Genomic DNA, 23,456 nt, shown 5'->3' with positions numbered 1-23,456 from the left:
GCTTCCGATACGTCATGGAGCCGGTCGACTGTGCCGGCTCACGATTCATCAGGGACTTGCCATGTTGTTCGACTTCGGCCAACCGACCGACGGCCTCATCCAGATGGCGTTCGTCGTCGAGGACCTCGACGCGGCGATGGCTCGGTTCAGCGAGAGCTTCCGGGTCGGGCCGTGGACGGTCCTGCGCGACTTCGCGGGCGAGAATCCCCGCTACCGGGGTGAACCCGCCCAGGCACGCGCGCACGTGGCGCTCGGTTTCGGCGGGCACATGCAGTACGAACTCATCCAGCCCGTCGACGACCTGCCGTCCGTGCATCGTGACGTGATCACCCAACGGGGATACGGCTTCCACCATTTCGGCTACGCCACGACCGCCTTCGACGAGGCGGTGGAGGCGATGCACCGGAGAGGGTACGAAACCGTGTTCACGGCCTCCGTCGGGTCGGACTCCCGTGTCGCCTATTTCGACACCCGCGACATCCTTCCCGGCATGACCGAGCTCATCGAAGCGAGCCCGGGCCTCAACGAAGCCTTCACCGACATGTACAGGGAATCCCTCGGCCAGGTCAGTCGGCCCCGGTGAGCCTCCCGTTCATCCGGCTCGCCGAAGTGAACGTGAGCTCTGCGGCGAAGTGACCGAAGACGGTGTCGTCACCGTAGTCGGCCGGCCAGGTCTGACCGACGCCGTCCCCCGGAGCTGTCCTGGGCGGCCGGCTGCGAGGTGCCGCCGGAACCGTCGGCGGCGGCGAAGGAAGCGGCCGCACCCGCGGCCAGGACGAGGGGCAGCCGGACGGCGGCAAGCGATGTGCGGGACGGCTGCATCGGAATTCGTCCACCCGTAAAGGTGAGTTCGAAGAGGTGGGCCGGCGGCATGAAGGCGCTGCGCGACCACGAGGGCTGAGGCGCGCCCCTGAGGCGAGGGCCGCAGGTTGGCGAGGCGCTCCAGGCGCGAGTTCCGCGGGCGCGCTCGCAAGTAATCCTGAAAGACCGGACCTTGCTCCTGATAACCCGGACCTCTCTAGCATCAATGAGAGGCTCTGGCGGCCACCGGGGAGTCGCCTCCTCTGGCGATGCGCGGGATCGCAGTGTCCCCCACAGGGGGTGGTGCCGGATAACCGCCTGTGCCGTGCGATGACGTGCCGGCCGCAGATCGAAGCGTCTATCGTCCGGTATCCCTTGGCCTGGAAGCCAGCACCCCGGACCGTCTGTCGGATCCGTCGGCCAGTCGGCGGCCCGTTACGGCGCCGATGCGCTGCCTGCCGACCCTACATCGCGACCCTCGGTGGTGGTGACGCACCTCTTCTGAATGTCCCGTAAATTAGGACTAGCGTTTCGACATGAGGGACCGTACGCTTCGCGGAAGTTACGGTCAACCACTCGCCGCGTGACATCGGGGGCATTCCCGGCGCGGCGGTGAGGAGTCACGGCATGAACAGACTGGATGCTGAGACGACCCCCCACGCCGGGGGTGGCGATGCCGATGTGTCGTCCCCGCCAGGGGCCGAACCTCGTACCGCAGCCTCGTCCGCAACCCTGCGAGGCACCTCGCCCGGAGCCCCTCTTCAGGTGCGAGGACTCGCCAAGCGTTTCGGCGGTGTCACGGCTCTCGACGGCGTCGACCTCTCGGTGGCGTCCGGAGAGGCAGTCGCTGTCATCGGTCCCAACGGCGCGGGCAAGAGCACACTGCTCAAACTGATCTCCGGAGTTCACCGCCCGACCGAGGGCGAGGTCTGGCTGGGAAAGCAGCGACTGGACCGGATGCCGGTGCACCGCATCACCCGCACCGGTGTCGCGCTGGCCCACCAGGTCCCGCGGCCCTTCCACGGACTGACCGTCCGGGACAACGTACGCATCGGAGCCATGGCGGGCCGACCGCACCTGCACTCCGACGAGATCGACGAGATCCTCGCTCAGTGCCGACTGGACACCAAGGCGTCCCGTCCCGCTGACTCCCTGCGGGTCCTGGACCTGAAGCGACTGGAGGTGGCGCGGGCCCTGGCCACCCGTCCCCGGTTGCTCATGTTCGACGAGGTCGCGGCGGGGCTCGTCGGCCGCGAGCTGGACGAGGCGATCGACCTGATCCGCCAGGTCCACGCCCAGGGCATCACCGTGCTTCTGGTCGAGCACATCGAGCGGGTGGTACGAGAACTCGTCGACCGTGTCTTGGTCCTCAACTGGGGCCGCCCCATGGCCGAGGGCGCACCCGCCGAGATCGCCGCCAACGAGGAAGTGCGTGCCGTTTACCTCGGCGACGGCGACGAGACGCGGACGCCTGCCGCCCGACGTGCGGCCACCCCCACGGCATCGGATGCCGCTGTTGTACTCGCTCTCGAATCGGTCAGCGCCGGTTACGGCGACATGCTCGCACTGCGGGACTTCTCGGTGCGCGTCCAGGCCGGGCAGATTGTGACCGTGCTGGGTGCCAACGGGGCCGGCAAGTCGACTCTGTGCGCCACGATCATGGGCGCCGTCGAGGCGAGGTCGGGATCCGTGCACGCCCTCGGCCAGGACATCACCGGCATGGCCACCCACCACCGGGCGCGCCTGGGCATCGCCCACTGCCAGGAAGGCCGCCGTATCTTCACCGGCCTCACCGTCGCCGAGAACCTGATGCTCGGTGCCCCGCTGGCACTGGCCAGGGATGAGGTACGCGGTCGTATGGAGCGTGTCCACGCGATCTTCCCGGTGCTGGCCGAACGCGCCGACCAGCCGGCCGGGACCATGTCCGGCGGCCAGCAGCAGATGCTGGCCGTGGGACGGGCCCTCATGGCCGACCCTCAGGTGCTGATCTGCGACGAGATCTCGCTCGGGCTCGCACCGGTGGCCATCGACGCCCTGTACAGGGCGCTGGCCGAGATCAACTCCCAGGGCGTCGCGATCGTGCTGGTGGAGCAGAACGTCAAGCGGGCGCTGGGCATCGCCGACCACGCCGTCGTGCTCTCCCGCGGACGTGTCTCCTACAGCGGCAGCCCCGAGGCCCTGCTCAGCGACCAGGCCCTGGACGCCGCCTACTTCGGCACCGCCGACGACGCATCCGCCGCCGGCTCCTCCCCACCCCCCGTCCCCTCCGCTCCCCATCCGCTCAGCGCATCCGAAGGAGACCTCTCGTGATCAGATCCACCACCCGCCGCATCCACGCACTCGGCGCGGCCGCACTGCTAGCCGCGACCGCGGGCTGTGCGGGCAACGCCTCGAGCAGCAGCGGCGGCAAGAACGACGACGGCGGCCCCATCGTCATCGGGACCAGCATCTCGCTGTCCGGCACCACCGTCCTCAACCAGATCCGCGACGGCTACCTCCTGGCCGTGCAGAAGGTGAACGCCGAGGGCGGCCTGGAAGTGGGCGGCAAGAAGCGGAAGGTCGAGCTGAAGGTGCTCGACAACCGCACTGACACCAACACCATGGTCCAGCAGGTGCGTTCCCTGGCGCTCACGGACCACGTCGTGGGGCTGCTGGGCTCGTGCTGCCAACAGAACATCGACATGCAGGGCCAGGCCGACGCGCTGAAGGTGCCGCTGGTGATGGGCGCCCTCCCCGTCGAGCTGTTGCCCAAGGGCAAGGGCTACACCTGGGACTCCTTCCAGTCACTCGCCGACGGGGCCAAAGACTTCTACACCGTCGCCACCGGGGCCAAGACCGACAAGAAGACGCTGATCGTCACCAACAATGACGCACAGGGCATATCCACCGGCAAGCTGTGGGGTGCCACCGGCACGAAGGCCGGTTTCACCATCGCCGCCACCAAGGCCGTCCCCACCGGCACCACCGACTTCTCCGACGTCATCAAGGCCGGGAAGTCCTCGCACGCGCAGGTGCTGATCGCAGCCATGGCCCCTCCGGACTGCTTCGCGATGTGGAAGCAGATGAAAGCCCTGGCCTACAAGCCCAAGGTCGCCGTCGGCGTGCAGTGCGCGCAGACGCCCGGCTGGGGCTCCCTCGGCAAGCTCGGCGACGGCACCCTCGTCCAGCTGAACTGGTCCGACACGGCCGGCCTGCCGGAGACGAACCTCATCGTCAGCAAGTACGGCAAGAAGTACACCAACCTCACCGACCTCGGCTCGGTCGCCCTCGGACTGCACGAGGCGACCATCCTCCTGGACGCCATCAAGTCCGCCGGAAGCACCGACGCCGACGCCATCAACAAGGCACTGGCCAAGAGCACCACCGTCTCCGCGCAGGGCCCCGTGAAGTTCGTGGACAACAAGAGCGTGACCCCCACCTTCATCGGTCAATGGGAAGGCGGCGCCATCAAGCAGGTCTGGCCGGCCAAGGGCGGTTCCCCGCTCGCCTCGCTGACCGGGCTCGGCTGAGGCCCGGCATGAGCGCGCCACGACCCGCCACGAGCGTGAACGAACGGAGCACATCGTGACCCTCGACGTCCTGGCCGCCGGTATCCTCTCCGGCGGCCTCTACGCCCTGATCGGACTAGGCATCTCCCTGGTGTTCGGCGTACTGGGCCTGATGAACCTGGCCCACGGCGAACTCGTCATCGCTGGCGCCTACTTGGCATCCCTGCTGGTGGTGGACTCCGGCTGGGACCCGTTGCTGGCCCTGCCCCTCGCCATGGCGGGCGTCGCCCTGATCGCCTATCCCCTCCAGCGGTATCTGCTCACCCCTCTCCTGAGAGGGGACAAGAGCGCGCCGCTGGTGGGCACCTTCGGGCTGTCCCTGCTCGCCCAGGCACTGTTCCAGGGCGTGTTCGGCACCCACCCCAAGAGTCTGCCCGCCTCCTACGCCGACTCGGGCATCTCCGTCCTCGGCCTGCGGATCCAGACGATCTATCTCATTGCCTTCGCGCTGACCACCGTCCTGTGCGCCGCCACCCACCTCGTCCTGACCCGTACGCGTGCCGGAAGCGCGGTCCGGGCGGCCTCGGCAGACCCGGCCACCGCCGCCGTGCTCGGCATCAACGTGTCGACGGTGTACGCCATGACCTTCGCCGGAGCCGCGGCCCTGGCCGCAGCCGGAGGAGTCCTGACCGGCGTCGCCCAGAGCTTCACTCCCACCAGCGGGCTGCCACTGCTGCTGACCGGCATGGCCGTGATGGCCCTGGCCGGCATCGGCAGCGTCGGCGGGGTCCTCCTCGCCGGCATCGCTCTCGGCGTCCTGCAGTCGGCCAGTGTCCAGCTGTTCGGCGGCGGCATGCGCGACGTCGTCGTCTACCTCGCCTTCTTCCTCGTCCTCGCCGTACGCCCCCAGGGCCTGTTCCGAAAGGCGGCCACCGGATGAAAACCCCGTCCGTCCCAACAGGCGCATCGAAGGCCCTGTGGCCCGCGGCCTCCCTCGCGGCCCTCACCGTCGCCGCTTTTGCGCTCGCCCCGGCGCTCTCCCTGGGACAGCTGGACCTGAGCGTCACCCTGCTGACGTATCTGACCATCACCCAGGCCTGGAACGTCCTCGCTGGCTTCAGCGGCCAGATCTCCCTCGGCGCCGCCGCGTTCATGGCGACCGGCGGCTACACCACCGCCCTGACCCTGGTCCACACCGGCCTGCCCTGGCCCGTCGCTTTCCTCGGCGCGGGCGTCGGCGCGGCACTGCTCGCCCTGCTGCTCGCCGTACCGCTGCTGCGGCTGCGCGGCGACTACTTCGCCGTGGGCACCCTGGCCGTCTCCATCGCCATCCAGGCCCTGCTCAGCAACTGGAACTGGGCCGGCGGTGCCAGCGGCCTCACTCTCCCCACGGAGCGGATCCCCAGCGGCGGCAACCTGTACCAGATCACGGTCCTCGTCACCGCCCTGGCCATGGCGCTCACGCTCTACGTCCGGCACAGCGCCTTCGGACTGCGGCTCACCGCCGTACGCGACAACGAGCCGGCCGCTGCGGGCCTCGGTGTGTCCGTCTACTGGCACCGGCTCGCCGCACTGGTCCCCACCAGCGCGCTCACGGGGCTGGCCGGAGCAGTGATCGCCTTCCAGTTTGTCGTCATCTCCCCAGACGGCGTGGCCAGCGTCAACTGGAGCCTGAACGCCGTCCTGATGTCCGTGGTCGGCGGCGCGGGCACCGTGCTCGGACCTGTCGTCGGCGTGGGTGTCGTCTACTACGGGCTGACCCGTCTGCTCCAGGACCAGCAGACGCTGTCCCTGGTCATCGAAGGTCTCCTGCTGGTCCTGATCGTGCGGTTCGCCCCGCAAGGAGTCTGGCCCCTCGTCTGCCGCGCGGTACGGTTCCCGGCCGCCCGTCGGCGGGTCTCGCCGGCCACTGCGGAGACCGGCTCTGACAGCAGCCCCCAGAGGGTGTGTCAACCTTAACGGCTCTGGCCCGTAGTCGATGGTAACGCGGAGTAGCCGTCAGGGCAGGAGGATGCGGTGGCGGAGGAGGTGGAATCCGGCGCGTCCGTGCATCTGTCGCATGATCCTCTTGGTGCGGGTGTTGACGCCTTCTGTGCGGCCGTTGTGGTAGGGCAGGGTGAGGCCGGCGTTCACGGCGGCCCGGTCGATTCGAGACCATTGGTGAAGCTGCGCACGTGAGGCAGGCCGATGGCCCGGGCGGTCGTGATCCATCCGATGAGTTTCACGTCGTTGCCCTCGGCTGGTTTCAGCAGGGTGGCGAAGCCGCGTACGAGATCGGCGAGTGCGGTCATCTCCGGGCAGGCCGCAGAGATCTTCTCCAGCAGGGCCGTTTCCTTCGGGCGCAGGTTTTCGGGATCGGTGAGCAGGAGGCGGCTGGCGTGACGTGGGGTGGTGACGGGCGGTCGCCTTCGGCGCGGCCCTGGTTGACGTAGCGGACCAGCAGATTGGCGCTGCCGGTGTAGCCCAACTCCCGGATTTCTTCAAGGAGGTGGGTGACCGGGACGGCGGGATCTTTGGCACGGCGCCGGCGCAGGTGCTCGCGGTAGGGGTCGACGAGGGTGGGCCGGTAGGCGGGGCGATGCGCAGGGCCTGGGGTTCGGGCATGCGGGCGTAGCGTTTGACGGTTTTCAGGGCCAGGTTGAGGCGGCGGGAGCAGTCGAGCAGGCCGACGCCCTGGCCGAGGAGATCGGCGCAGACTGGCTTCCTCGGGGAGCCAGCTACAGATCCGCAATCCAGGGGTGCCCCGGGTGTACGCGGTCGAGTAGCTCGGCCAGGGTCTCGCGCTGAGCCGGGGACATGTGTGGGACGGTCGCGTTGAAGTCTGATTGATCTTTGCGACGGGCGTGCTTTGCCTTGAACAGCAGGACCAGTTCGGGCGCCAGATACGGGATGCCGTCTCGGGTGCGGTGGATGACGTCGCTGTAGGGAAGCCGGATCCTCTCATCTCGTCGGCAGATCCAGGTGTCGCCGTCGTGCGGTTCGCGGAACACGTCGAGCAGGTAGTTGCCGGTGGCCGGATCGCGGAGCCAAGTCTGATGTACGGCGGCCAGCACCTCCGGTATGGCGTCCTCCCAGATCCGGCCACTGCCTACCGCGTCGAAGACGTATCCGGGGAAGCGGTAGCGGACCTCAGGAAAGCGCGCGGCCGGAATCGCGATCTCGATGTCCCCATGAGCGCGCGTTTGCCTGCCACGGAAGAGGTCCAGCGCCCAGCCCGCGGCCACGTACCAGGGCGTGCCGATCCCGGCCAACTGCTGCGCAACCTCACTCGGGGTCCAGCAAGACGACCACTTGACGTGGAGGGCGTCGATCTCGCCGGGTGACAGTTCAATCCCGCCGCTGGGCAGTTGCTCGCTCACCGCAGGAATCTATCAGCGGTCTCCAAGGGAGCCCCAGGCCAAGATCGATAAAACAGGCCAGCGGCACCCGGAGCCGGACATGGTGCATGCTCTAACCCGTCCGCGATATCGCCGAGATCACCGGCCAACACGCGAGTTCCCCTCCACGCAGGGCCGAGATTCTGCGAACCGGTGCGCTTCCGCCTTCGACTTGTTGCGCCTGGCGGGCACCGACACGACCAGGTGGCCGTACGCGGGCGCCAGGGCGGCTGCTCCGGAACGCCTTTTTGCCGAACAGAACCTCACCACGCCGTGGGCGCTGTGCCCGTCGTTCCCCCCGCTGACCTGGGGATTCACGAAACTGCGGACAGGGCCTGAAAGCGGCCAGGGCAACTTGTCGCCCCAGCCGGACGGGAGCCGACCGCAGGTCCACCGCGGCCCGGTCGGTGAGGCGGGGAGCAAGGCTGCGGCTCAACCGGGCGAGGGCCTCGTCCACCTCCAGAGTCTGACCGAGCACGTCGGGACCAGCCGTCCGTCACCACGCAGGCACCTGTCGTCGTCCCCGCGTGCCGCACGCCTCCCGGCCAGCGCCCACAACAGCGGGCAGCGCTCCCGCGGGACGAGGGCACCTCCCGGGTCACGATGGCACAGATCGTGCGTGGAACTCCCCGTCGCCACCCGCCACACCAACGGCGGGGCCATGGGCGCCATCGCGGGGCGCCGTCACTGCGGTCACGTCAGCGGCTCCCCCGGCTCGTTGGCTGAACCGGAGGAGCCTGAGTCGAGCCGGCCCCATGGATGCGCTGCTGAACGCGGCCCACCTCCGGGTCCCCCTCCCGAGTCCCCCGCACCCGAATGCCTGCCGCGATGTCCGACAGGCGCTCAATCGGAGCCGCGACCGGTCGTGCGCAGAACCCCGGGAGGAGGGGATGCTCTGGGACGCCACGATCAGGACGTCTTTTTCCGGCTGCGGTTGATGCACTCCGAACGCACGGCCGTCCGCGTCGGCACCGGGGAGCCTCGAACCGACTCTGAAGACGGTCAGCCGAGCCAGGACGACACCACCCGGCCTCGTGATCCTGCCCCGGCGTCTGGTGGTCGAGCAGTCCTTCGCCCGATCAGGCGCGCCCGCAGGCACCGCGACCATGGACGGAACATCCCTCGATCCGAGCGGTACTGATCGTCGCAGGGCAGGGCCCACCGTCATGGCCGAGTTGAAACCTGAGTGAGCTCCGCTCCAACGGCCGCTGCGCGCCGTGGAACGGGATGCACGAAAACGGCAACCTGGGGTAATAGTCGAACTGTCGTCCTCGCAATTCCGTACGGCACCGGCGACCCGGACGGGAAACCCGAGGTCTGGGATGTGACCATGATGGAAGACTCTTCGAACGGCACCCCGATGCGGCTCGAGGGGCACTTGGTTCCGGCACGGACACCGCTCCTGAACAAGATCAGCGAGTTGCAGACGGAAATCGGTCAGCTGCAGGAGGCCGTCGTCTCCCACACCGTGGTGGACCAAGCGATCGGTGTGGTCATCACCCTCGGTGGCCTGCGTCCCGAGCAGGGCTTCCAACTGCTACGAGAGGTCTCACAGCACACCAATACAAAACTGCGGCAGGTCTCCGAACTGATCGTGGAGTGGGTACACAGCGAACAGCTGCCCGATGAGATCCGCACCTCCCTGGACAAGGCACTGGCCACCGCACGGTCCATCTGAACGCAGCACAGCTCTGCCGCCCGCGTTCCGAGCCGGACGGCAGGGCGGGCGGACGGTTGAATGCCAGCTCACTTCCGAACCCGCACGCGACGCGACCTCCGCTCAACGCGTCCCCGAACCCATCTGACCAAAACGTCGCACGCCAGACTTACCGGCGGTCGCTGATGACGCACGCTCCGGAGCACTCGCCGGCGTGCCCGCAAGGGCCCCACGATCACGGAGTCTCCCCCGAGTCGCGCGAACGGTTGCGTGGTTGCCGTGTGCAGCGGATCGGACGCCTCCTGCGCGGCCGGCAGCCGCCCGGCCGACAACAGGAGCGGGCCGGCGCCGCGAAGCACCCGGGACAGCGGGCCCGTCGCCGTCTCCGGCACCGGCGGCAACGGTCCCGTCAGGCCGGTCAGGGCCGCGTCGGGGTCAAACAGACCCGCTCGGCGGCGCCGTCCTCGTCCACCAGACCGGCCGCGGACCAGTCGGCCAGTTCCGGCACCAGCACGCGGCACACCCGTCTGAGCCCCTCGACTGCGTCCAGCGTGCTCGACAGCGCCGCCGCGCTCCGGGTGGCGAACGCCAGCTGGTCGAGCGCCGCTCGCAGCGCCGCGTCCGCGTCATCCTCGTCCATGGCGACCACCTGCCCGCCTGGTGGCCCCGCGGCCGCTTCCGCCCTGGGAAACCAGCTTGCCGAACGACGGTTCGTGGGGCCTGTGCTCGCGCCGCCGCTCATGCCGCGTCGCGCCAGGCGGCGACACCGGTCACCGTGACCGCGACGGTGACCGGCTCCGCGGCAGCGTGGGTGGCGAGGTGGGTGACGAGGGCGGCTGTCACCCGGTCGTGGATGTTTCGGGCGATGTCCAGCGCCCGCCGACCCTCCGTCAAAACGCAGCGCACCTCGATGTGCCATCCCGCCCCGTCCGGCGCCCGGTCGGCCCGTATGCCGGCCTCGGGTGGCGTGGTGTCCGCCCGGGTGGGCGCGGCGGCTGCCGCGAGGCGCCGGGCGAGGCGGGGTTGCAGGGCGGCCACGCCAGGAACCGCGAGGGCTGCCTCGGCCGCGACGCCGAGGAGCGCGGTGGTGCCGGTGGCGGTCATCATGCGCCACCGCCCGTCGGGAGGCGGGGACCTGGGGTCGGCCCCGGTTCCAGAACGTCGGCCACGGTGATGTCGACGGCTGTCACCGTAAGCCCCAGGTCCTGTCCGGCCGAGTGGAGGACCGTTCGGCGTACCTGGTGGACCCGGTCGGGCAGCGGGCGGTCGAGGGCGGCGGCCAGAGTCATGGTCACCCGCACGTCGGTGCCGTTGCCCTCGGGTACGAGCCGGCAGGTCGCGGCCCTGGCACCGGGGACCGTGTCCGCGGCCCGCCTCAGCACCTTCGCCGCGGCGCTCTCGGCGATCCGCAGGTCCCGGTCGGGGTCGGCCAGGGGCAGCAGCCGCCCGAACCGGACCTCTGCCCTGACGACGTCCATGACCCGGTCGGCGAGTGCGTGCAGGCCCGGAGGGTCCTCGTCGCGCAGCGTCCGGGCGGCCGCGTTCACCGTGGCCAGTCCCTCGACCGCCTCTCGGCAGTATGGACAGGACACCGGGTGCGGGTCCGCGGCCGGTGGTGCGTCCCGCGCCTGTTCCCAGACCCGGCTGAGCAGGCGGCCGCAGGGCAGTACCTCGTCGCCTGCGATCGGGGACACGTCGGCGGCGGCCCAGCCGTTGCGGGGCCCGTCGGCTCCGGGCGGTTCGGGAGGCCGCGTGTGCGGGTCGTCTAGCGCCATGAGCCCATCGCCTCCTGCAGGGATCGGCGTGCCCTGAACAGTCTGCCGCGTACCGTCTGCTCGTCGGTACGCGTCACGTGCGCTATCTCCTTGTAGGGCAGGCCCTGCACCTCCCTCAGGATCCAGCAGACCCGCTGTCCGGCGTCCAGCTCGGCGAGCGCGCGGAACAGGGCGGCCATGGCCGCGTCCTCCTCGGCGGTCCGGGCGGGCTGGCTCCACGCGTCGCCCGCCGCGGGTTCGGCGACGGTGTCCAGGGAAAGAGGCGGCGGCCGTCGGTGGCACATGGTCTGGCAGCGGTTGACGGTGATCCGGTACATCCAGGTGTGGAACTCCGCCCTGTGGCGGTATTCCGGCAGGTGGCGCCAGGCGCTGACGAAGGCGTCCTGAACGGCCTCTTCTGCGTCCTGGGGGTTGCCCAGCATGCAACGGGCCAGGGTCAGGAGGGACCGGCTGTGCCGCTGGACGAGAACGGCGAAGGAGTCCTCGTCCCCCTCGGCCGCCCGTACCGCCAGCAGGCGGTCGGGCAGGTCGCACCCCAGTCGTGGGGAAGCAGTGCGTTCGATCATGACGCTCCCACGCAGGCTCGGAACGATCGTGTACCCCTGATACGAGTTGTGACGCACATCACATGCCAGACGCGTGAGGATTGTGCCGCCCGGTATGTCCAACGTTCGACGGGCACCATTCCGGTGTCCGGCCGACCGATCGAGGCGACCGCCATGACGGACAACATCACCAGCGTCGGCGGGGGCAGCCGGCCCGAAGCGGACGTGAGCGCGCTCAAGGGCCGCACCGGGGCCGGGGCTCCGGCCGAGACACGGGGCAGGACCACCATCGCGGACGGTGTGGTGGCCAAGATCGCGGGCATGGCCGCCCGCGAGGTACCGGGCATCCACAGCCTGGGCGCGGGGATGGCCCGCGCCTTCGGCGCCATGCGCGAACGCGTCCCCGGCGCAGGCGGAGGCGGAGGCGGAGCGGTCACCCGCGGCGTCAAGGTCGAGGTCGGGGAACGGCAGGCCGCGGTGGACCTGGACGTCGTCGTCGAGTACGGCGTCTCCATCGTCGACGTCGCGGGCGGCGTACGCACCAACGTCATCAGCGCCGTGGAGCGGATGACGGGCCTGGAGGTCGTCGAGGTGAACATCGCCGTCGACGACGTCCATCTGCCTGACGACGAGGAGGAACAGACCGAACCGAACGAGGGCCGCGTGAGGTGACCGCTGCCAGGAGCACCGCCGTGTCCTCGGGCCCGAGCGGATGATCACGGCGAGAGGGACGCTCGCGAGACGGGTGAGTGCGAGATGAACACAGCAACGACGGGACTCGCGGCCGGCATGGCCCTCGGCTTCGCCGGCTACTTCGGCGGCTTCTGGGCGTTTCTGCTGGTGCTGGTCCTGGGCGCGGCGGGGCTGATCGTCGGCCTCGTCGTACAGGGCGACCTGGACCTCCGGACACGGAGGCAGCGGTGAAGACCCAGCCCGGTTCCCCCGGTGAGGGGTCGGGCCCGCCGGCGCCGGCCGCCGGGCTGCCGCCCCCGGCCGAGCGGGGCGCCACCGTCATCCCGGACAGGGTGGTCGCCCGTATCGCCGCGCAGGCCGCGCGCGCGGCGCAGGCGCGGCGCGCCGCGGTACCGCCCGATCGGGGCGGACCTGCGGCACCCCACGCCTCCGCCGCCGTCCGTACCGGATCGGTGCGCCTGCATCTGACCATGGACCTGCCCTACCCCACCGACATCCCGCGTGTCTGCGAGCGGATCCAGCGGGACGTCGCCGAACGGGTCGCCCAGCTGACCGGGCTGCGAGTGGGAGAGGTCCTCCTCACCGTCCGGCGGCTGGTGACCGCCACCGACTCGAGCCGGGGGCGGGTCCGGTGAGCGGCCGGGCGGCCCGGGTCAGCCGTGCAGGAAGGGCGATCGTGATGACATCCGGTCCACATCCCCCGGGCCGCGGCTCCGCGTCGTCCGGGCACCGTGCCGCAGTGCCGCTGACGAAGGAGCCCGACCCTCCCGAACGCGACGTGTCCACCTCCGACCTCACAGCCGGTGAGCGCGAAGGAGGACACCGAACACATCGCAAGTGGTCCGCGCGCCGCGTCACGGCGGCGATGGTCGCCGCGGTGATCCTCGTGGCCGCGGTCGCGGCGCTCGTCGACGTCGTCGCCGTACGGGTGGGACGTCCGGCGGCGGCCTGGCGGCGGCACCTGGCCGACGAACTGGCGACCCGCCCGGTGGACGACGTGTGGATGCTGACGGGGGCCGCCGTGGCCGCCGCCGTCGGCGTCTGGCTGATCGTCCTGGCCCTCACCCCCGGTCAGCGACGCTGGCTGCCCCTGCGCTCACCCGCCGGCTGCCCGCGATTGCGGGCCTTCGTGGACCGCAACAGCGCCGCCGTCCTGCTGCGCGACGCCGCCATGCGGGTCCCCGGAGTCGGCGCGGCGCACGTCATGGTGGGCCGCCACCGCATCAAAGCCCGCGCGGACGTCCGCTTCCGAGACCCCCGACAGGTGAAGGACGACCTCACCGCCGTCCTCGACGAGGAGCGCGACCGGCTCGCCCTCGCCCGTCCTCCCCGCATCGCCGTACGGACGCGGCGACGCACCCGCTGACACAAACCCGGAGCACCGGAGCCCGCCATGACGCCGCGATCCGCCCTCAACCGCACCCTGCTGGCCCTCGCCGGACTGGTTTTCCTCGGCGGCGGACTGCTCATCCTCTTCGCCGGGCTCGACCTCTACCGGCGGCACGATCTGGCCCCACCCGCCGGCTGGCCCCTGACCACCCCGGCCGACGTCCTGCTCGGCTCCGCCGACCGGGCACGCTGGAGCAGCCAGGGCTGGTGGTGGTGGCCCGCGGTCATCGCCGCCCTCGTCCTCACCGCCCTGCTCGCCCTGTGGTGGCTGCTCGCCCAGCTGAGCCGACACCGCCCCGGCTCACTGCCCGTCGGCGGCACACCCCCGCAGGAAGGCGTCGAACTGCGCGACCGCGCACTCAGCGAAGCGATCGCGAACGAAGCCGGCGCCCTGCCAGGGGTAGGCCATGCGGCCGTAGTCATCACCGGCCGACCGGCCCGCCACCGCACCCGCATTGACCTCACCCTCACCCCCGAGGGCACGCCCGGCGCCACTCTCGGTGCCCTGTGCGAAGGCCCGATCGGCACCGCGCGTCGGTCCACCGGCCTCATCTACATGCCCGCCGAGGTCCGCCTACAGGTCAGCCGCCACGGACCACACCGTGTGGAGTAAGGAGGAGATCGGCCGTTCCCGCCGACGCCCTTGCGGCCCATAGCAGTTCGCGGGCGCGCCGGCACCACCCCCCGAAGGAGACATCATGATCATCCTGGGCGTCATTCTGCTCGTCGTCGGCTTCCTCACCGGCCTGTCCATCCTGTGGACCATCGGGATCATCCTGCTGGTCGTCGGAGCCATCCTGTGGATCCTCGGCGCGATGGGACACGCCGTCGCCGGCCGACGCCACTACTGGTAGGCGGGATCACCGCCCTGCAGGGCAGTCATCCATGCTGCGGGCAGGCCGGCAGACGGCGCGGACCCCACCAAGATGTTCGCGGCGGCGGACGGCGACGGCGAAGAGGTCGATCCGCCTGAGGCCGCCGCCGGTGCCGGCCAGCCGCCGCGGCTCGGACGCGGGGCGCCCGGTGGCCGTTGTGCCGGTCCTCGCCGCACGAGCGCACGGCCGACTCGTTGGGGAGTCGGTGGATCGGCCCCCACGGTCCGGGCGGAAGTTCCCCACCGCGTCGGCCGGTGAGTCTCCGTCGGGAGTTCGTATGCACAGCACCTTCGTGAGGATCCGCCCGAACGTCCCCCGGGGCCACGGCGATGACGGGCGGTGAGCGGCAAGGACCCGCGGAAGGCTCCACCCGGTCGGAGTGCTTCGGGGAGGAGTTTCTGGGAGTCCTGCTGGACCAGGGGCACGAGTTGCCGCCGCACCAGCTCGGTCCGCTCGTCGCACGGCAGATCGGCAGGCTCGACGGCCGCGAGACCTCTATCTTCCTGCAGGACTACGGCCAGGTGTGGCTCGTCCCCCTGCCGGGCGACGGGCTGGCGGCCGGGGAACCGCAGCCGATCGACGGCTCCGACGCCGGACGCGCCTTCCGGGAAGCGCGTCCCGTCGAGGTTTCGCAGGCCGACGGTGTGCGGGTCTATCTGCCCCTGCTGGACGGTGGCGACCAGGTGGGCGTCATGGCCGTCACCCTGGACCGTCTCCAGGACGACGAGCGACGGCTGCTGCGCAGGCTCGCCTCACTCGTGGCCGACATGCTGGTGACCAAGCACGGTTACACCGATCTGTTCTTCCGGCTGCGGCGCAGAGAACCGATGAGTGTGGCGGCGGAGATCCAGTGGTCGCTGCTGCCACCGCTGGCGATGTCCACGCCCCGGGTCGAGCTGGCCGGGATGCTGGAACCCGCCTACGACGTGGCCGGCGACAGCTTCGACTACGCCCTCAACGGCGATGTCCTGCATGTGGCCATGGTCGACGCGATGGGCCACGGACTGGACGCCGCCACGATGGCCACGGTGGTCATCGGAGCCTACCGGCATGCCCGGCGCAGCAGCGTCGGCCTGTCGGAGATCTATACGTTCATGGACCGGGCCGTCGCCGATCAGTTCGGCCCCGACCACTTCGTGACCGCTCAGATGATGCGGCTCAACACGGCAACGGGCAGGCTTCAGTGGGTCAACGCCGGACATCCCGCTCCTCTGTTGATCCGTGGACACCGTGTCGTACGACGGCTGGAGGGCCCGACGACGCTGCCCGTCGGTTTCGGCGGTCACGAGCCCCGGATCAGTGAAGTGGCTCTCATGCCCGGCGACCGGATCCTGTGCTTCACCGACGGACTGATAGAGGAGCGCGATGTCGGCGGTGAGGAATTCGGTGAGGAGCAGCTCATCGGGTGGGTGAACCGCCTTGAGCCCACGGCCCAGCAGATCCGGACGGTGGCGCGCTCCCTCTCCCACACGCTGCAACGGGCGCGGGGCGGGATCACGACGGACGATGCGACGCTCCTGCTGATCGAATGGTGCGGGACCGCCACCGACGACCTCGCCCTCCCGGAGTGAGCCGGCCTCCCACCCCCAAGGAAAGGCCGACGGCACGCAGCCTTTCCCCCACCGCCGATCTCTCACACTCCTGCTGCCGCGGTGGGCACGTGACGGGTGACCGGTCCGTCAGGAGTGCGTGAGGCGGGGTGGGGGGCGTCGTGTCCGCCTTCGGAGTCCCAGACCGCCTCCCGGAGCGAGTCCGAGTCGGCCGCTGCCTCTGCCGCGGCCCGGAAACGTTCGGCCTCATGGATCAGGCCGGTCGCCGTGAGGCTCCGCGACGGGTCGGTGGCCGTGGCCATGAGCCGGGCTGCGGTGGCCGGGGCTGTCTCCGGTGGGATCACCAGCAGGTCCCAGCGGCCGAAGGTGTGGGACAGCAGCAACAGCTTGTGCGGGTCCTGCCCGGCGTTGGACCAGCCGACGCGCACCATGTGGCCGTGCGCGGGCACTTCACCCGGGATGACCGGCCACAACGTGCGGCTCACCGCTATCCGGGTGATCCGCCCCCACAGCGGGTCGAGACATTCGACGAGCGCCGGGAGCTCCTCCGTCAGGTTGCGCGAACGGGGCCACCAGGCACCGTCGATCAGGGCCGGAGGGGCGCCGGCCCGCGCCAGCGTGAGTCGGAGCGGTGACGAAGAAGGGGCCCGGTCTCCGACTGCGGGTGTGAACGGAATGGTCGCGGTCATGACGCGGACCCAACCCCGGGCCGGTCACGGCCGGCCCGGTTGCCATGAATCGCCGAGAACGACCCGGCGTGGAAGCCGGTGTACGAGATGCTCTCGGTAATCACCAGGATACTCCTCGCCGAGGCCCGGCGGACTGGCGGGGAGTGACGGGCTGAACGGAACGACACACGTCACAGAGCCAGGGGAGTGCTGGGCCGGGGCATGCGGGCCGTCGGGCGTGAGACCGGTCCGGGAGCCGGCATACGAAGGGCCCCGGCGCCCTCGGCCCACTGCCGCCGGTATCGACAGCCGCTTCACCGAATGCGGCGGCGTCTCCACAACCGCCCCGGCGTGTGCGGAGTACCGTGGACAGCACCGAGGGCATTTCGCACACCGGCTTCCACGCCGGGTCGTTCTCGGCGAGAGACGAAACCCGGGTCGCCGCCAAGGCGGCCCGGAGACGGGTCCGCATCATGTCGGCGACCTTGCACCAACTCCTGCCACACCACGAGCCCGTCGCAGCCCCGGCCGCGCGTCTCGCGCTGAAGACCGACGGCCCGTCGCGCGGCCTCCTGGACGGTGCCTGGTGGCCCCGCTCCCGGGACCTGCTGAGCGAGCTGCCCGCACTGACCGATGTGCTGGACCCTCTGTGGGGCCGCATCACCCGCATCGCCGTCAACCCGAAGTACTGGCCGGTCATCCCGCACGAGATCCCCGTGGGCGGTCATGTCGTCAAGGTCGGATGGTTCACCCCGGAGATCGACCCGCACAAGCTGCTGCTGCTCTCCTACGGCACCGGCCGCTGGGACCTGCTGGTCATCCCGCCCGAGACCGAGACGGAGTCGGCGGCCCGCCTGATGGCGGCCGCGTCCGACTACGACGGCCCACCGCTGACCGCAAGCGCTCTCATGGCCGCGGACGAGACCCGGCACGCCGTCTCCGCCGCCGACCGGCCACTCGAACCCGACGAGGCAGGGAAGTACGGGGAGGACGGCCCCGCCTCAGCGGCCGTTCCGGCACGGACGGATCGCGCCAGTCGCCTGGTCATCGGCATGTGAGACGGCCGCCACGACCGGTGCCTTCCTGGGCTTCGGCCCTGCCTCCGCGAGCCGGCGCAGGCACATGCAGGGGTCTCGACCGGCGGATCCCCGCCCCACGTGGTCCTCGTCCCGAGGAGCAGTACATGCAAGCCCTGATCGTTCTCATCGTCGTGATCGGTCTTCTGGCCGTCCTGGCCCTCGCCCTGTCCGTGAAGGTCGTCAAGCAGTACGAGAAGGGAGTGCTGTTCCGCTTCGGCCGACTCGTCGGAACACGCTCCCCGGGGCTGCGGTTCATCATCCCGTTCGTCGACACCCTGCACCGGGTGTCGCTGCGGGTCGTCACCATGCCGATCCAGTCCCAGGGCATCATCACCCGGGACAACGTGAGCGTGGACGTGTCGGCGGTCGCCTACTTCCGGGTCGTCGACGCCGTGAAGTCGGTCGTCGCCGTGGAGAACGTCAACGCGGCGATCAACCAGATCGCCCAGACCACCCTGCGGAAGGTCGTCGGCCGGCACACGCTCGACGAGACGCTGTCGGAGACGGACCGTATCAACCTGGACATCCGCCAGATCCTCGACGTCACCACCGTCGACTGGGGTGTGCAGGTCACGCTGGTCGAGCTCAAGGACATCCAGCTGCCCGACACCATGAAGCGCGCCATGGCCCGCCAGGCCGAGGCCGAGCGGGAGAAGCGAGCGAAGATCATCAACGCGGAGGGCGAGTCCCTGGCCGCAGCCGCGCTCGGCGACGCCTCGGACACCATGATGGCCCACCCTCTGGCGCTTCAACTGCGCAATCTCCAGAGCCTGGTGGAGATCGGTGTCGACCAGAACACCACCGTCGTCTTCCCGGCCCCCCTCATGAGCACGATCGGCGAGCTCGGCTCCTTCCTCGCCCGGGAAACCGCTGCCGCCGCACCCGCCGCGGCAGCGCCACCGGCCGGCACCGGCCGCACCGACAAGTCCCTCAGCCCGGCAGGCAGCGCGCCCGGCACCGCGGCGTGAAGCCGACTACGGCCCGAGCGATCCGTGGCACCAGGGAGGATTCGTGACCGTCGCCTGTCGCGCGCGTCCTCCGGGCACCGGCTGATGATGGGGGTACGGCCGAACACGCGGAGCTGATCATGACGGGTTGGCGGGTCAGGGACTACACCGAGGACGATCTCGAAGCGGTGATCCGTGTCGACATGCAGAGCGGCACGACCGAGGAGCCGCCGCTCTTCCCGCTCTCGGACGCCGTGACGGCTCTCCAGACCCGCCACCCGGCTGTGGTGGCCACGGCCGACGACGTGCTGATCGGCGCCGCGGTGAGCAGGCTAGAGGGCGAACGGGCATGGATCCTGCGCATCTGCCTGGCGCCCGGCTGGCGGCAGCACGGGCTGGGCAGCGCCCTGGTCACCGCCCTTGAGCAACGGCTCTTCGCCGCCGGCGTCCGAGCGGTGCACGCCGTCCTGCCCGAGGGCGAGACCGGTGCCACCGCCCTGCGCAACTGCGACTTCGGCGCCCGCCCCGGACTGGTGTTCTTCGAAAAGCGCGGGCCGGTGACCCCGCAGTCGGCCGGCACACTGTCCTCGCTCGGAGCGGAGCTGCCGCCAGGGGGACTGTGGCAGAAGGTCGCGGGGATGCAACGGGAGAAGCGGCTCATCGAGCGGCGCCTGGTCCTGCCGCTGGCCCATCCCGAACTGGCCGCCCAGCACGGAGTGGAACTGCCACGGGCGGTGATGCTGTTCGGCCCACCCGGGACCGGCAAGAGCACGTTCGCGCACGCGATCGCCAGCCGCCTGGGATGGCCTTTCCTCGAACTGTTCCCCGCCCGTCTGGCCGCCGAGTACGGCCTGGCGACCGGGCTCAACCGGCGCTTCGACGAGATCGCCCGGCTCGACCGCGTCCTCGTCTTCATCGACGAGGTCGAGGAGATCGCCGGCGAACGCGGCGGCGCGGACGCGACCGCTGTCGGCGTCGTCAACGAACTGCTCAAAGCGATCGTCCGGTTCCGTAGCCAGGACGGGCGGCTGCTCGTCTGTGCCACGAACAACGTGACCACGCTCGACTCCGCGTTCCTACGCCACGGCCGCTTCGACTACGTCCTCCCGATCGGCCCTCCCGACCACACCGCCAGGACCGCACTGTGGGAGAGCTACCTGGCCCGAGCGGGGGCGCAGGCCGACAGCGCGGTACTCGCTTCCGCCAGCGAGGGGTTCACCCCCGCCGACATCGCCCACGCTGCGCGAACCGTCTCCCAGGCCCAGTTCGAGCGCACCTTCGACACCGGAACCCGGACCACCCCCACCACCGACGACTACCTGGACATGATCCGCGACACCAAGCCCACGGTCAGCGCCGCCACGGCCCAGGAATTCGCCCAGCAGACCGAGAAGTTCGCCCGCATTTAGGGTCCATGCCGACGGGGAGTGAGTCGATCCGCGACGAACGTGTCAGAGCGGCGTAGGAGGCGTGTCGCCGCCCGTATCGATGAGGATCTGTCCGGCCTCGGTGACGTTGTCGGCCCGTACGGCCCTGGCCATCGCGGCGCGTGCCGCGTCGGGCGACGTGCCCGGAGGGACCAGCATCAGGGAGAAATGGTCCCGGTCGCCCCGGGTGACGAGGACGGTGCCGTCACCGACCGGGAAGGAATCGATGTGGACGACACGGCCGTCGACCATCACCCGGGTCGGCAGTCCGTCCCAGGCGCTCCCGTCCAGACCGACCCGGGTGATGGGCCCGAGGTGCTCGGTCAACGCGGAGATCAGCGAGGGGAGCTCGGCACCTATGTCCCGGGACCGCGGCCACCATGCGCCGTCCAGTATTCCCTCGCGCGCGTGCGTCGTCTCCAGCCTCAGCAGGGCCGTCCCCGGTCTCACGGACCGGTGAACGGCGTCCGGCAGGAGCCGGGGGAGATGATCGGAGGTGTCCGAGTCGGCCATGATGTCCGCCCGTCGTAAAGGTCAGTGCGACCGCAGAGCATGCGACCGCCTACGACCCTGCTCGCTCACCGTACTCCGCACGACGCTCGCGCGAGCACCTCACCGCACGGCGCGGTTACGGAGACGGGCAACGGCTCCGGCGTATACCCGCCGGAGCCGCCCTTCCGGGTCATTGCACGTGAGCGTGCGCCGACCCACTTTCCACGTTACGCCAAAGGGACTAATCCGACATGAAGGATCCTTGCGAAGGTTCGCTTCGGTCCGAGAACGCGACGCGGCGGCTCAGCCACGCCCTTCCTCTTCCGTCTCCATCTGCCGGATCCCCTGGTGCGTCAGCGTGATCATCGCGGGCGTGTTGCCCCTCCCCCAGTCCACGACGACCCAGCCTTCGCCCGCCAGGTACATGCAGGCAGCGGCCATGTCCTGCTCAGGGATGCCGAGGTCGGTGCGGAGCTTCGCCCCATCGACGCCCAGGAGGCGATTGCCCTCGGCGGCTTGGTACAGAGCCTGCATGATCCTCTCGCGGTACGCCTTCCGGTCTCGCAATATCGCCATGACGCGCCTTCCTCTGCCGTCCGTCGGGCCGAAGTCGATGTCATCCGCGGCAGCCGTCGCGGTGGGGCGCATCGCAACGCTCGCGTCCACCGTCGACCGACGGCGCCTCCGGGGCCGACGCCCGACCCCCGGCAGAACATCGCTGTAGTGGAAGGCAGCGATCCGTTCGTCGTGCTGACCGTTGAGCTGGTGGATCAGAACGACTCCGACGGCGATCAGGACGACCAGCACGGCCACGGCGATGACGAGCACGGGATCTCACCTCCGCCGACCGGCGGGCGAAGGCCCCGCCGAGCCGATGGGCCGGGGCAGGGACGACGGGCGACCTGCTCCGCCGTCGGTCTCCCAGGCTTCCTCCCTGTTTCGTGCATCGATCCTGTCTGCCGCTTGCTCCCGGGCCGGGACATCGATGCCGTCGCCGGCCATCAGCTGCGCGGCGGCGTCAGCACCGGTTTCCGGCGGAATCACCAGCACGTCCCGGTGGCCGTCAGCGGAGAAGAGAGTGAGTCTGTGCGGATCCTGCTCCTCGGTGGACCAGTCCACCCGCACGGTGCGCCCGGCGTCGGACACCCAGTGCGGCAGGACGGGCCAGTAGGCCGGGTGCACGGTGACACCCGTGATACGACCCCAGAGATCGCCCAGTGCGGCCGTCAGGGTGGGCAGCTCACGGGTGAGGGCACGGGAGCGAGGCCACCACATGCCGTCCAGCCCGCCCGGCGCGGGTCTCAGGGACAGCCGGGCCGCCGGCGACGGCGTGCGCCTGCTCGATGTCGTACGGTCAATGGTCACGGCCATGGCGCGGACCTGTCCCCGGGCTCGTGGGTGCGGCCCGGTGCTGTCGATCACCGGAAACGGCACCCGCAGCGGAGCCGGTGCGCGAAAAACTCCCGGTGTCTTCACACTACTCCGCTCACCGGCCCGAAAAGCCCGCCATGACCAGGTAGTTTCCTGCCTTCGGGACCTGGTCGCCGGTGCCGATGCCGGTCAGAGCCAGTCCTTGCGCTTGAACGTCAGATACAGCAATGCGGACAGGAGCACGATGACGGCGGCGGAGGTGATGAAGCCCGACTCGTGGCCGAAACCGGGATAGGGGAGGTTCTGGCCGTAGTAGCCGGTGATCGCGGTGGGAACGGCGATGATCGCGGCCCAGCTCGTCACCTTCTTCATGATCAGATTCATGCTGTTGGCCTGGACCGAGAGGTTCGTCTCCATGACCGAGGCCACCAGGTCCCGCAGTGATTCCGTCCACTCGGTCGCACGCAGCACGTGGTCGTAGACGTCCTGGTAGTACGGGACGAGAGGGTCGGTGATCAGGTGCAGGCCGGGGCGCATGAGCCCGTTGACCACCTCGCGCATCGGAAGCACGACGCGGCGCAGCCGGACGAGCGATTTGCGCAGTGCGAAGACCCGGCGCTGCACGGCTTCGATCTCACGGCGCCCGGCCGCGAAGAGCAGGCCCTCCAGCTCCTCGATGCCGTCGTCCAGTTGCTGGACGGCGGCGAAGTGTCCGTCCACGAGATGGTCGAGCAGGCCGTGCAGCAGGAATCCGACGCCGTGGCCGGCCAGATCCGGGCTCTCGTCCCAGCGGGCGACGACGTCCTCGATGTCGAGGCCGTCGTCCTTGCGGACGGTGATCATGGCCTGGCCGGTGAGGAATACGGCGATCTCGCTGTACGTCAGCTGCGCACCGTCCGGGCTGACGGCCACGGCATAGGCGCTGAGGAACTCGTGGGTGCGATAGCGGTCGAGTTTCGGCCGCTGTCCACGCTGGGCGGCATCCTCCAGAGCCAGTTCGTGGATGCCGAACTCCTGACCGAGCATGGTGAGTTCAGCGGCTCCGGGCCGGTGCAGGTCCAGCCACAGGACCGACCCCGGATCAGCGAGATGCGCAGGGACGTCACTGACGGGAAAGTCCTCCAGGACCAGAGTGCCGTCGTGATACAGCCGGGTACGCGTCACCATGGCCCGAGGCTAGTGTCTTATACCCCTTTCATGCCGCTTCGCCCCGATTGCCAGCGCGGCAGGTTCATCGACAGCGGCCACCCTCCGGGGAGGATCTCACGACGTCAAAGCCCGGCGACATCCGCAGGCTCCGACCGACGAGCACCAGGGTGCCG

At 70.0% G+C, this 23,456-nt stretch carries 26 protein-coding genes and 1 pseudogene; 16 read left to right on the top strand and 11 right to left on the bottom strand.

The genetic code is table 11. The features are described from left to right. Positions 1–61 precede the first annotated feature (61 nt). From ACFYZQ_RS16045 to ACFYZQ_RS16025, 5 genes are all read left to right on the top strand, one after another. Positions 62–583 (top strand): VOC family protein, encoded by a 522-nt coding sequence (locus ACFYZQ_RS16045; protein ID WP_055543002.1) that lies wholly within the window; start codon positions 62–64, stop codon positions 581–583. Positions 584–1,566: 983 nt separating this feature from the next. Next, complete coding sequence (locus ACFYZQ_RS16040) at positions 1,567–3,111, top strand: ATP-binding cassette domain-containing protein (RefSeq protein WP_067246261.1); 1,545 nt, start codon at positions 1,567–1,569, stop codon at positions 3,109–3,111. Then, positions 3,108–4,310 (top strand): ABC transporter substrate-binding protein, encoded by a 1,203-nt coding sequence (locus tag ACFYZQ_RS16035; protein WP_389147147.1) that lies wholly within the window; start codon positions 3,108–3,110, stop codon positions 4,308–4,310. The genes ACFYZQ_RS16040 and ACFYZQ_RS16035 overlap by 4 nt, the downstream gene beginning before the upstream one ends. Positions 4,311–4,365: 55 nt before the next feature. Then, the gene (locus ACFYZQ_RS16030) at positions 4,366–5,229 is read left to right on the top strand and encodes a branched-chain amino acid ABC transporter permease (protein WP_055542293.1); all 864 of its coding nucleotides are present in this window, start codon (positions 4,366–4,368) and stop codon (positions 5,227–5,229) included. Next, entirely contained in the window at positions 5,226–6,248 is a 1,023-nt protein-coding gene (locus tag ACFYZQ_RS16025) for a branched-chain amino acid ABC transporter permease (RefSeq protein WP_389147143.1), read from the top strand. Before ACFYZQ_RS16030 ends, ACFYZQ_RS16025 begins: the two co-directional genes overlap by 4 nt. 39 nt (positions 6,249–6,287) lie before the next feature. On the opposite strand, the pseudogene ACFYZQ_RS16020 reads toward ACFYZQ_RS16025, so the two are convergent. Both ACFYZQ_RS16020 and ACFYZQ_RS16015 read right to left on the bottom strand, forming a co-directional pair. Next, a pseudogene (locus ACFYZQ_RS16020) lies at positions 6,288–6,977 on the bottom strand (transposase); the annotation flags it as partial. A gap of 29 nt (positions 6,978–7,006) precedes the next feature. Further along, positions 7,007–7,648, bottom strand: a complete 642-nt coding sequence (locus ACFYZQ_RS16015; RefSeq protein WP_389147140.1) for a nucleotidyltransferase domain-containing protein — start codon at positions 7,646–7,648, stop codon at positions 7,007–7,009. Positions 7,649–8,996: 1,348 nt separating this feature from the next. Between ACFYZQ_RS16015 and ACFYZQ_RS16010 the strand changes: the two genes are divergently transcribed. After that, the gene (locus ACFYZQ_RS16010) at positions 8,997–9,344 is read left to right on the top strand and encodes an ANTAR domain-containing protein (RefSeq protein ID WP_308437751.1); all 348 of its coding nucleotides are present in this window, start codon (positions 8,997–8,999) and stop codon (positions 9,342–9,344) included. A gap of 397 nt (positions 9,345–9,741) precedes the next feature. Here the strand turns inward: ACFYZQ_RS16010 and ACFYZQ_RS16005 are convergent, their stop codons facing one another. The 4 genes from ACFYZQ_RS16005 to ACFYZQ_RS15990 all read right to left on the bottom strand — a co-directional run bounded on the left by ACFYZQ_RS16005 (position 9,742) and on the right by ACFYZQ_RS15990 (position 11,664). Beyond that, positions 9,742–9,963 carry a hypothetical protein gene (locus tag ACFYZQ_RS16005; RefSeq protein WP_389147136.1) on the bottom strand — a complete coding sequence of 74 codons (222 nt, stop codon included), beginning with the start codon at positions 9,961–9,963 and terminating at the stop codon, positions 9,742–9,744. A 98-nt stretch (positions 9,964–10,061) separates the two neighbouring features. Beyond that, positions 10,062–10,430, bottom strand: coding sequence for a hypothetical protein (locus tag ACFYZQ_RS16000; RefSeq protein ID WP_389147133.1), 369 nt, complete (start codon positions 10,428–10,430; stop codon positions 10,062–10,064). Further along, on the bottom strand, positions 10,427–11,098 hold the full coding sequence (locus ACFYZQ_RS15995; RefSeq protein WP_389147130.1) for a hypothetical protein: 672 nt from the start codon (positions 11,096–11,098) through the stop codon (positions 10,427–10,429). The genes ACFYZQ_RS16000 and ACFYZQ_RS15995 overlap by 4 nt, the downstream gene beginning before the upstream one ends. After that, entirely contained in the window at positions 11,089–11,664 is a 576-nt protein-coding gene (locus ACFYZQ_RS15990; protein WP_171151366.1) for an RNA polymerase sigma factor, read from the bottom strand. Before ACFYZQ_RS15990 ends, ACFYZQ_RS15995 begins: the two co-directional genes overlap by 10 nt. 153 nt (positions 11,665–11,817) lie before the next feature. Here ACFYZQ_RS15990 and ACFYZQ_RS15985 point away from each other — a divergent pair, with 153 nt between their 5' ends. The 7 genes from ACFYZQ_RS15985 (at position 11,818) to ACFYZQ_RS15955 (ending at position 16,171) form a co-directional block, all read left to right on the top strand. Continuing rightward, positions 11,818–12,315 (top strand): Asp23/Gls24 family envelope stress response protein, encoded by a 498-nt coding sequence (locus ACFYZQ_RS15985; protein WP_135790982.1) that lies wholly within the window; start codon positions 11,818–11,820, stop codon positions 12,313–12,315. Between the two features lie 84 nt (positions 12,316–12,399). Beyond that, the gene (locus tag ACFYZQ_RS15980) at positions 12,400–12,567 is read left to right on the top strand and encodes a hypothetical protein (RefSeq protein ID WP_030645371.1); all 168 of its coding nucleotides are present in this window, start codon (positions 12,400–12,402) and stop codon (positions 12,565–12,567) included. After that, a complete protein-coding gene (locus ACFYZQ_RS15975) occupies positions 12,564–12,971 on the top strand; it encodes an Asp23/Gls24 family envelope stress response protein (RefSeq protein WP_388995467.1) in 408 nt (135 codons plus the stop codon). Before ACFYZQ_RS15980 ends, ACFYZQ_RS15975 begins: the two co-directional genes overlap by 4 nt. A gap of 104 nt (positions 12,972–13,075) precedes the next feature. Further along, entirely contained in the window at positions 13,076–13,702 is a 627-nt protein-coding gene (locus tag ACFYZQ_RS15970; protein WP_389147128.1) for a DUF6286 domain-containing protein, read from the top strand. 27 nt (positions 13,703–13,729) lie between these two features. Beyond that, positions 13,730–14,338, top strand: a complete 609-nt coding sequence (locus tag ACFYZQ_RS15965) for an alkaline shock response membrane anchor protein AmaP (protein ID WP_389147125.1) — start codon at positions 13,730–13,732, stop codon at positions 14,336–14,338. A gap of 85 nt (positions 14,339–14,423) precedes the next feature. After that, positions 14,424–14,579, top strand: coding sequence for a DUF6131 family protein (locus ACFYZQ_RS15960; protein ID WP_099054839.1), 156 nt, complete (start codon positions 14,424–14,426; stop codon positions 14,577–14,579). A gap of 350 nt (positions 14,580–14,929) precedes the next feature. Beyond that, positions 14,930–16,171 (top strand): PP2C family protein-serine/threonine phosphatase, encoded by a 1,242-nt coding sequence (locus tag ACFYZQ_RS15955; protein ID WP_389147123.1) that lies wholly within the window; start codon positions 14,930–14,932, stop codon positions 16,169–16,171. A gap of 62 nt (positions 16,172–16,233) precedes the next feature. Here the strand turns inward: ACFYZQ_RS15955 and ACFYZQ_RS15950 are convergent, their stop codons facing one another. Then, complete coding sequence (locus ACFYZQ_RS15950; protein ID WP_055707165.1) at positions 16,234–16,839, bottom strand: DUF5994 family protein; 606 nt, start codon at positions 16,837–16,839, stop codon at positions 16,234–16,236. A 344-nt stretch (positions 16,840–17,183) separates the two neighbouring features. Here ACFYZQ_RS15950 and ACFYZQ_RS15945 point away from each other — a divergent pair, with 344 nt between their 5' ends. The 3 genes from ACFYZQ_RS15945 (at position 17,184) to ACFYZQ_RS15935 (ending at position 20,253) form a co-directional block, all read left to right on the top strand. Continuing rightward, positions 17,184–17,876, top strand: coding sequence for a DUF5994 family protein (locus tag ACFYZQ_RS15945; protein WP_389147120.1), 693 nt, complete (start codon positions 17,184–17,186; stop codon positions 17,874–17,876). Positions 17,877–18,001: 125 nt separating this feature from the next. Then, positions 18,002–18,865, top strand: a complete 864-nt coding sequence (locus ACFYZQ_RS15940; protein ID WP_067246285.1) for a slipin family protein — start codon at positions 18,002–18,004, stop codon at positions 18,863–18,865. A gap of 119 nt (positions 18,866–18,984) precedes the next feature. After that, positions 18,985–20,253 carry an ATP-binding protein gene (locus ACFYZQ_RS15935; protein ID WP_389147118.1) on the top strand — a complete coding sequence of 423 codons (1,269 nt, stop codon included), beginning with the start codon at positions 18,985–18,987 and terminating at the stop codon, positions 20,251–20,253. Positions 20,254–20,295: 42 nt separating this feature from the next. Here the strand turns inward: ACFYZQ_RS15935 and ACFYZQ_RS15930 are convergent, their stop codons facing one another. The 4 genes from ACFYZQ_RS15930 to ACFYZQ_RS15915 all read right to left on the bottom strand — a co-directional run bounded on the left by ACFYZQ_RS15930 (position 20,296) and on the right by ACFYZQ_RS15915 (position 23,301). Beyond that, positions 20,296–20,784 carry a DUF5994 family protein gene (locus ACFYZQ_RS15930; RefSeq protein ID WP_389147115.1) on the bottom strand — a complete coding sequence of 163 codons (489 nt, stop codon included), beginning with the start codon at positions 20,782–20,784 and terminating at the stop codon, positions 20,296–20,298. Between the two features lie 282 nt (positions 20,785–21,066). Beyond that, the gene (locus ACFYZQ_RS15925) at positions 21,067–21,339 is read right to left on the bottom strand and encodes a hypothetical protein (RefSeq protein WP_389147407.1); all 273 of its coding nucleotides are present in this window, start codon (positions 21,337–21,339) and stop codon (positions 21,067–21,069) included. 258 nt (positions 21,340–21,597) lie between these two features. Further along, on the bottom strand, positions 21,598–22,134 hold the full coding sequence (locus ACFYZQ_RS15920) for a DUF5994 family protein (protein WP_350834323.1): 537 nt from the start codon (positions 22,132–22,134) through the stop codon (positions 21,598–21,600). Between the two features lie 189 nt (positions 22,135–22,323). After that, on the bottom strand, positions 22,324–23,301 hold the full coding sequence (locus tag ACFYZQ_RS15915) for a magnesium transporter CorA family protein (protein WP_389147112.1): 978 nt from the start codon (positions 23,299–23,301) through the stop codon (positions 22,324–22,326). Positions 23,302–23,456: the final 155 nt, after the last annotated feature.

This window comes from Streptomyces sp. NPDC001843 (assembly GCF_042891955.1).
GTDB lineage: Bacteria > Actinomycetota > Actinomycetes > Streptomycetales > Streptomycetaceae > Streptomyces.
This window is presented reverse-complemented; position numbering and strand designations above follow the sequence as displayed.